We start from the raw sequence: 7578 nt of genomic DNA, 5'->3' as shown, positions 1-7578 counted from the left end.
TTTTATAGCTTATCCTGGATTATTTTCGGCTGCGTTGTGTGGTGGTCTCTGTTTTGTTTATAAGCGGTCGGGGCCGCGATGGGGGCGACGGGCGCCGGCGCCGCGCCGATGACACGGCGCTTCACCGTCTCGACCACGACCTGCTTGGAGCGGCCATGGGAGAAGCTCTGGCGCACGGTCCCCTGTTCGATCGGACGCTTCAACGAAAGCGGCTTCGCAGGGGTCTTGCTCAGAGTCTTGTCGCCCGGATTATTCGTGTCGCTCATTCAGCCTGAACCCTGAGGGTTTCCATCGTCGCGTGAACCGGCAACCCGCGGAGCGCCGGCCTGATCCGTCACGGCATCGTCTTACAGAGGGGGAGCATCCCCGCCGTATCCGGCGGATCCGCGCTCCTCGATCGCCGCGGCGACGCCCTCGAAGGAGCGTAGCCGACGCCAACGCGCCAGGCAGCCGGCGGCCCCGACTCCTGCGACGAGCGCAGCGTGTATCACATGATCCCGACCTAAGGCCATGTCCAATTCGTCTTCGGACAAGTCGTCAACGATCGGTATGCGGGATATGGCATCGCCGTGGCGCCTGTGCAATGCCGCCGCGATCTTGCGGCGGCCGTCGGCGGCGGCGTCGGACGCATGGATCACGGCCGCGACCCGCGGCTGCGCGCCGATCGCGGCCTCGACCTTGGTGAAGCCGGTGACGATGCAGCCGGCCTTGTTGGCCAGGGCTATCGCTTGCCGCAGGTCGGCCCGCAGGCCTTCGGCGATCCGGTCGGGGAGGTCGGCGGCGGCGGTCGCGCCTTGCGTCTTGAACGCCCGGTTGAACGCCCGCTTCTTCACGGCCGTCGCGACGTCCTCGCGGCGCGCGCTGACCCAGGCGCCGCGGCCGGGAAGGCGCGCGCGCAGGTCCGGCACGACGGCGCCGTCCGGCCCGAGGACGAACCGGATCATCGCGTCCGGCGCCTGCGCGGTCCGGGTGACGATGCAGGTGCGCAGCGTACCCTGACGGCCGCGATTCGGCCCGGCGTCGAGGGCGATCTCCTCGACGCCCTCGTCAGCCGTCGGCTGCGCGGCCTGGATCATGTCGCCGGACGCGGCCTGGATCATGTCGCCGGACGCGGCCTGGATCATGTCGCCGGACCTCGCGCCTTCAGTTCGCTTCGGCCTCGGCGGGCTCCGCCTCGCCTTCGGCCGTCTCGGGCTCGGGCAGGGCGTCGATCCAGCCGGCATGCAGGCGCGCGGCCATAATCATGCCTTCCGCCTCGGTGCGGGAGACCTCGAAGCCGTCGAGGTAGCCGGCGTGGCGCTTGGCCTCCGGGCCGCGGCCTTCGGTGTAGCCGACGAGGTCGTCGGTGGCGCAGCCGGCCAAGTCCTCGATCGTCTTCACGTCGTTCTCGCCGAGCGAGACCAGCATCGGCGTGGTCAGGCCGTCGATCTCGCGCAGCTCGTCCTGGACGCCGAGCTCGATGCGGCGGTCGTCGTGCTCCTGCTCAATGCGGGCGAGGTGGTCCTGCGCGCGCGCCTGGATTTCGGCGCCGGTCTCCTCGTCGAGGCCTTGGATCGAGGACAGCTCCTGGATATCGACGTAGGCGATCTCTTCCACGTTGCGGAAGCCTTCCGCGGCCAGCAGCTGGCCCACGGTCTCGTCCACGTCCAGCGCCCCCATGAACACGGTGGTGCGCTCGGCGAACTCCTTCTGGCGGCGCTCGCTCTCCTCGGCCTCGGTGAGGATGTCGATGTCCCAGCCGGTCAGCTGCGAGGCCAGGCGCACGTTCTGGCCGCGGCGGCCGATGGCGAGCGAGAGCTGGTCGTCGGGCACCACCACCTCGATGCGGTCGGCCTCCTCGTCGAGCACCACCTTGACGACTTCCGCCGGCTGCAGCGCGTTGACGATGAAGGTCGCCTGGTCCTCGGACCACGGGATGATGTCGATCTTCTCGCCCTGGAGTTCACCGACCACCGCCTGGACGCGCGATCCGCGCATGCCGACGCAGGCGCCGACCGGGTCGATCGATCCGTCGCGCGAGATCACCGCGATCTTGGCGCGCGAGCCCGGGTCGCGGGCGACCGCCTTCACCTCGACGATGCCGTCGTAGATCTCCGGCACTTCCTGCCCGAAGAGCTTCGCCATGAACTGCGGGTGCGAGCGCGAGAGGAAGATCTGCGGCCCGCGCACCTCGCGGCGCACGTCGAACAGGTAGGAGCGGATGCGGTCGCCGGGGCGGAAGGTCTCGCGCGGGATCATCTCGTCGCGCCGGACGATGCCCTCGCCGCGGCCGAGGTCGACGATCACGTTGCCGTACTCGACGCGCTTGACGAGGCCGTTCACGATCTCGCCGATGCGGTCCTTGTACTCGTCGAACTGGCGGTCGCGTTCGGCGTCGCGGACCTTCTGGACGATGACCTGCTTGGCCGACTGCGCGGCGACGCGCCCGAAGTCGAAGGGCGGCAGGGTGTCGGAGATCACGTCGCCGACGAGCGCGCCCGGATTGTAGCGCCGGGCTTGGTCGAGGGTGATCTCGCGGGCGTCGTTCTCGACGAGATCGACCACGAGCAGGTGGCGGGAGAGCCGCAGCGCCCCGGTCTTGTTGTCGATCTCGGCGTGCACGTCGGTCTCGGCGCCGTAGCGGGAGCGCGCGGCCTTGGCGATCGCCTCCTCCATCGCGTCGATGACGATGGAGCGATCGATCACCTTCTCGCGGGCGACCGCGTCGGCGATCTGCAGGAGTTCGAGCCGGTTGGCGCTGACGACGGCCATCTGTGTCGGTCCTTCTCTTGGGGTGCCGCTCCGGCGCGCCGCCTTGCGAGCGGGCCGGGCTGCGATGCTCTAGTGAAGCGAGTCGCGGTCCTTGAGGCGGGCCGCCTTGGTGGTCACGGGCTTCTTCGGCGCGTCCGAGGCGGGCTTCGCCTTGACCGGCTTGGCGGCCTTCGGCTTGGCGGAGGCCTTCAGCCGCTTCGGGAACGGGGCAGGCGGCAGGGGCGCCTCCTCCCCGTCGTCCGCGTCGGACTCGCCGTCGAAATCCGCGTCGAGATCTTCCGGGGTTCCGCCGCCGCGGCGCAGCGATTCCCGGATCAGGTCGTCGGTCAGGACGAGATGCGCCTCGGACAGGTCGCGCAGAGGCACCGAGACCCGGCTCGGAAAGCCTTCCTTCACGTCGGGCAGGTCGACCGGCACGGTGAGGGTCGCCGCATCCGGCTCGCCGATGATCCCGCGGAAGCGCTTGCGCCCGTCGAGCGGCACGGACAGCTCGATCTTGGCCTCGTAGCCGGCCCAGCGGGCGAAGTCCGAGACCCGGACCAGCGGCCGGTCGATGCCGGGAGAGGACATCTCGAGGTAGTAGGCGATGCCCACGGGGTCATCGAGGTCGAGGATCGGCGAGATCGCGCGGCTCACGGTCTCGCAGTCGTCGATGGACATCGAGCCGTCCGGGCGCTCGGCCATGATCTGCACGGTGCAGCCGTTGGCGCTCGACACCTTCACCCGCACGAGACGGAACCCGAGGCCCTCGATCGGACCCTCGATCACCTGCGCCACGCGCGCGGCGACGCCGGTCTCGCGAACGAGACGCTTCTCGGTCGGCTCGGGCGAGGGGACGGCGGACGGCTCGGACATGACTGCGCTCAGGGTCGGGCTCGCTGACGGGGCGGCGTTCCGGCCGGGGGCGACCAAGGCTTGCGGCAATAAAAAAGAGCGGACCCGGTGGGGTCCACTCCCGAACCGCAGCCTCACGACTGCAACCAGAACTGATGCTGAACGATCTAAAGGGTGAACGCGCAGAATTCAAGCGTCTTCACGCTTGGCGCGGCGTTGCATGGGCCCGACGATGCCGGACGACCCGGAACGACTCATGGATCGATCCAGACCCGTGGAAGGGCTCCCGCGGCGTCGGATCGTCGGTCGCCCGGGTCACCCCTCCTCGATGGGAAACGGCGTTGGCTCCCACCATGGCTCGACCTTGTGGAAGCGCGCCGCCTCGGCCTCCCAGCGGTGTAGGATCACGGCCAGGGCCGCACGGTCGCCGGTGCGCAGCGGTTCGACGATCTCGAGGATGCGGCGGCGGCGGCGCCGGTAGTCGGTGCAGCTGCCGGCCTTCTCCCAGGCCTCGATGGCGCGCCGCGTGCGCGCGCCGCGCTTGGGATAGTCGAGGATCTCCGGCGGCTCGTAATCGCCGTAGGTGTCGCTCTCGTACCACCGCCAGATCCGGGCGAGGTATTCGCGCGCCTCGTCCAGCGCGCCCTCCGCGAGGGCGATCGCCATGCGCTGCTCGTCGCGAAGGCCGAGGCTCGGGACGATGTGGCTGCGGTAGAAGTCCAGATAGGCATGGTGGTCAAAGGCCATCGGGCGCAGCAGCGGCAGGACCTGCTCCTCGACCGCACGCGTGAAGATGCGGCCGATCTCGGGATCGGCCCACGCGAAGTCCCCGACCGTGGCCGCCCACGCGGCGAGCTTGGGAAATTCCGGCCTCTGCTGGTAATCGGGCTGGAGAAAGTAGTCCCGCGTGAAGGGGGCCGGTCGGGGCTCGCGTCGAAATCCCTCGGAAAAACTTCCGATATCCCAATCCCAGGTCGCGCCACCCCAGTACAAGGGCGTGATACTGTACCTGGGCCAAAACACATCAGCAGAGCTGCTGCGATGGATGAAGATCTGTGCGATGGCATGACGGATCGGGCGGATCCAGATCGCATGCGGGTTCACTTGGACGAAATCCGGATTGTGCTTCACCACGTCCCGGAAAAGCCGAGCCAACTGCTTCTTGGTCGTCATCGCGACTCCCGCATCTGTATGACGATGATCCGCTGCGTTGCCGGAAAATACGTCTTCGATCTGGTGGCGTAGCGCACCCAATCGGACCAGCTGAGGCCGCGAAGTCCCGTCTTATAGTCATAGACGCAGGCGACGTTCGGCTGAGGAAGATGGTACTGGTCGAGGCGGCTCGTGCCGGATTGACCATACGTGCCTTCCTTTCCATTTTTAAGGATCGATAGCTCCGATTTGAAATTTTCGATGTCTTGGGCTTTTGCCCAACGATCCATCAGCACGTGGATCGCGGTGCCGACGGCTTGCGGCGTTCGATACGCACCACTTTGTCGAACCGCCGCGGCGACCGCGTCGAGCTGGGTCTGGATCTCACCGGTCTTCGGGCAAGCGGCGTCGAGGGATGCCTGGTCGAGCGGGCCGACCCAGATCGCCGGCATGTGCTCGAAGTCTTCGGCGCCACGGAACTCGTGCGCCGTGGTGCCGAGGACGGTGCCGTAGCGACCCCGCTGCGCCGAAAGCGTCGCGAAGAGCGTGCCGGCGAGTTCGAGCGTCCGCAGGACCCGAATGGCCGCCAGGGCGAGCGGAACCGCCGGCAGGAAGGCGGGCTGCACCGTCGCGTCCGGCTCGACCCCGTTTGCCGTGAAGGTGCTGCGGCCCAGGATCTCGCCGGAGACGCCGTCGCGGATCGTCTGCGTCGCGCCGAGGGTCTCGAAGACCCGGCTCTCGCCGTCCGGCGCGGTGACCGTATGCTGCTCGTCGAAGTCGCGCCGGCCCGCGCGGATGCGGATCGAGAGGACGCGGGTGCCGTCGTCCAGACGGGTGTCTTCGCGGCTCTGAGCGGGCTCGGCCACGGGCATCTGCGCCCATTGCGGCCTAACCAGCCGCAGCACGTCCGGATCGACGGTACCGCCACTTCCGCCGCCGTCGCCGACCCATTGCCCGCCGTTCGGTTGCCCGGCCGGCGCGCGCGGCTGCTCGGACCAGTCCTTCCGCCGCAAAACCTGCTCCAGGCGGAGCAGCTTCGTGTCGAGGGACAGCCCGGCCAGAAGCCCCTTCAGCTGCTGGATCTCGTCACCAATCCTCGGTTGTCTCGCCATGGCATCGATCCGAATCGGCTACGATTAGGAACAATTACCAGAACAAAACAGGTTTTTCCATCTTATTTTCCTATCCATTGCGTGCCTTGAGACGCCGTGCCGCGAACGGAACGGCGTTCGAAGTGCGCACCCGATAAGCCGGTGCGGACCGGACGCCGACCCGGCTTTCGCGCGAGCCTCTCATGTCGCCGCGATGCGACCAAAGGCATTTGGCGCCCGAATCGGAAGCCGGTCGGCGCGAACTCCATGGGCGTCGTCTCAGCGCAAGGCCGCCACGTAGGATACCACCGGTGGGGTCGGCGAGGGCGCGCGCTCGGTTCGCGCGACGGCGACCGCCCAGGCCACCAGCACGATCGCGACCGCGACGTCGCGCGGACGCGGCGGACGGGGTGCGCTTGGCGAATCAGGCATCGGATCGAGGCTCCTCGAAGGGGAGCGGCATCCTGCAACGGGGATGGTGCCGGATTATGTGGGAAATTTACCCACGAATTGCGGCGACGGCCGCATCAGCGCTCGGGCAGGGCGAAGACGGTCAGCTGGCCGCCGAGCGCAGTGTAGTCCGAGAGCGCCGCATAGCCACCGACCGCGCCAGCCCCGTCCGCCGGGTCGGTGAGGCCGGCGGCCAGGCCGATGCCGGCCCAGCCGCCGACGCCGGAGAGCACCGCCACGTATTGGCGGCCGCGATGGCGGTAGGTCATCACGTTGCCGACGATGCCGGACGGGGTCTTGAACCGGTAGAGTTCCCGGCCGGTCGTCGCGTCGACGGCCTTTAGGTAGCCTTCCAGCGTGCCGCAGAAGACCACGCCGCCAGCGGTGGCGAGCGCCCCCGACCAGACCGAGAACGGCTCGGGGTTCGACCACCTGATCTTGCCCGCGACGCCGTCCCAGGCCAGGAACGCGCCGGTCCGGGTCTCGCCCGGCGGCGGCTGCAGCCCGACGGTGGCGCCGACGAACGGCACGCCTGTCGTGTAGGTGACGTGGAACGGCTCGTAGCTCATGCAGATGTGGTTGGTCGGCACGTAGAACAGCCGCGTCTCGGGCGAATAGGCCGCCGGCTGCTGGTTCTTCGCGCCGATCGCGCCGGGGCAGATGCCGGCGGTGGTCTCGTCCTCGCCGGTCCGCTCGGGCGAGTAGGCCTCGGCCACGACCGGGCGGCCGTAGGTCTTCGACCCCTTGTCCATGTCGACCTTGGAGGCCCAGTTGACGACCGGGTCGAACTTCTCGGCGACGAGGAGTTCGCCGGTGGCGCGGTTCAGGGTGTAGCCGAAGCCGTTGCGGTCGAAGTGGGTCAGCAGCGGGGTGTCCTTGCCGCCGACCTTCTGGTCGGTGAGGATCATCTCGTTGATGCCGTCGTAGTCCCACTCGTCGTGCGGGGTCATCTGGTAGACCCACTTGGCCACGCCCGTGTCCGGGTTACGCGCCCAGATGGTCATCGACCACTTGTTGTCGCCCGGACGCTGCTTGGGGTTCCAGGTCGAGGGGTTGCCCGAGCCGTAGTACATCAGGTCGAGCTTCGGGTCGTAGGAGAACCAGCCCCAGGTGCAACCGCCGCCGGTCTTCCACTGGTCGCCTTCCCAGGTCTTGGTCGAGCTATCCTTGCCCACCGGCTTGCCGAGGTGGGTGGTCTTCTCCGGGTCGACCAGCATCTGGTCGTCCGGGCCGATCGAGTAGCCGCGCCAGACCTTCTTGCCGGTCTTGGCGTCGTAGGCGGTCACGTGGCACTGCACGC

7 protein-coding genes and 1 pseudogene are annotated in these 7578 nt (G+C 68.3%); all 8 read right to left on the bottom strand.

Annotated elements, in window-relative coordinates; all coding sequences use genetic code 11:
• Nucleotides 1–92: 92 nt before the first annotated feature.
• A pseudogene (locus FV229_RS23500) lies at nt 93–266 on the bottom strand (translation initiation factor IF-2 associated domain-containing protein); the annotation flags it as partial.
• Between the two features lie 81 nt (nt 267–347).
• A complete protein-coding gene (locus tag FV229_RS23495) occupies nt 348–1076 on the bottom strand; it encodes an RNA-binding protein (protein WP_147754270.1) in 729 nt (242 codons plus the stop codon).
• Nucleotides 1077–1143: 67 nt separating this feature from the next.
• On the bottom strand, nt 1144–2751 hold the full coding sequence (gene nusA, locus FV229_RS23490; protein ID WP_147754269.1) for a transcription termination factor NusA: 1608 nt from the start codon (nt 2749–2751) through the stop codon (nt 1144–1146).
• A gap of 69 nt (nt 2752–2820) precedes the next feature.
• Nucleotides 2821–3606, bottom strand: coding sequence for a ribosome maturation factor RimP (rimP, locus tag FV229_RS23485; protein WP_147754268.1), 786 nt, complete (start codon nt 3604–3606; stop codon nt 2821–2823).
• A gap of 294 nt (nt 3607–3900) precedes the next feature.
• Nucleotides 3901–4758 (bottom strand): hypothetical protein, encoded by an 858-nt coding sequence (locus FV229_RS23480; RefSeq protein WP_147754267.1) that lies wholly within the window; start codon nt 4756–4758, stop codon nt 3901–3903.
• Entirely contained in the window at nt 4755–5750 is a 996-nt protein-coding gene (locus FV229_RS23475) for a hypothetical protein (RefSeq protein WP_147754266.1), read from the bottom strand. The genes FV229_RS23480 and FV229_RS23475 overlap by 4 nt, the downstream gene beginning before the upstream one ends.
• Before the next feature lie 357 nt (nt 5751–6107).
• The gene (locus FV229_RS27640; RefSeq protein WP_187275265.1) at nt 6108–6260 is read right to left on the bottom strand and encodes a hypothetical protein; all 153 of its coding nucleotides are present in this window, start codon (nt 6258–6260) and stop codon (nt 6108–6110) included.
• A gap of 95 nt (nt 6261–6355) precedes the next feature.
• A partial coding sequence (locus FV229_RS23470; RefSeq protein ID WP_147754265.1) for a PQQ-dependent dehydrogenase, methanol/ethanol family occupies nt 6356–7578 on the bottom strand: 1223 nt, incomplete at its 5' end.

This window comes from Methylobacterium sp. WL120, from assembly GCF_008039465.1.
GTDB classification, from domain to species: Bacteria; Pseudomonadota; Alphaproteobacteria; order Rhizobiales; family Beijerinckiaceae; genus Methylobacterium; species Methylobacterium cerastii.
The sequence above is the reverse complement of the archived record's forward strand: the minus strand, read 5'-3'. Positions and strand labels throughout refer to the sequence as shown.

What these genes read in the sequence shown, in the direction of transcription:
- FV229_RS27640 (WP_187275265.1), bottom strand. Translation starts at nt 6,260, where the DNA reads ATGCCTGATTCGCCAAGCGCACCCCGTCCGCCGCGTCCGCGCGACGTC.
- FV229_RS23495 (WP_147754270.1), bottom strand. Translation starts at nt 1,076, where the DNA reads ATGATCCAGGCCGCGCAGCCGACGGCTGACGAGGGCGTCGAGGAGATC.
- nusA (WP_147754269.1), bottom strand. Translation starts at nt 2,751, where the DNA reads ATGGCCGTCGTCAGCGCCAACCGGCTCGAACTCCTGCAGATCGCCGAC.
- rimP (WP_147754268.1), bottom strand. Translation starts at nt 3,606, where the DNA reads ATGTCCGAGCCGTCCGCCGTCCCCTCGCCCGAGCCGACCGAGAAGCGT.
- FV229_RS23480 (WP_147754267.1), bottom strand. Translation starts at nt 4,758, where the DNA reads ATGACGACCAAGAAGCAGTTGGCTCGGCTTTTCCGGGACGTGGTGAAG.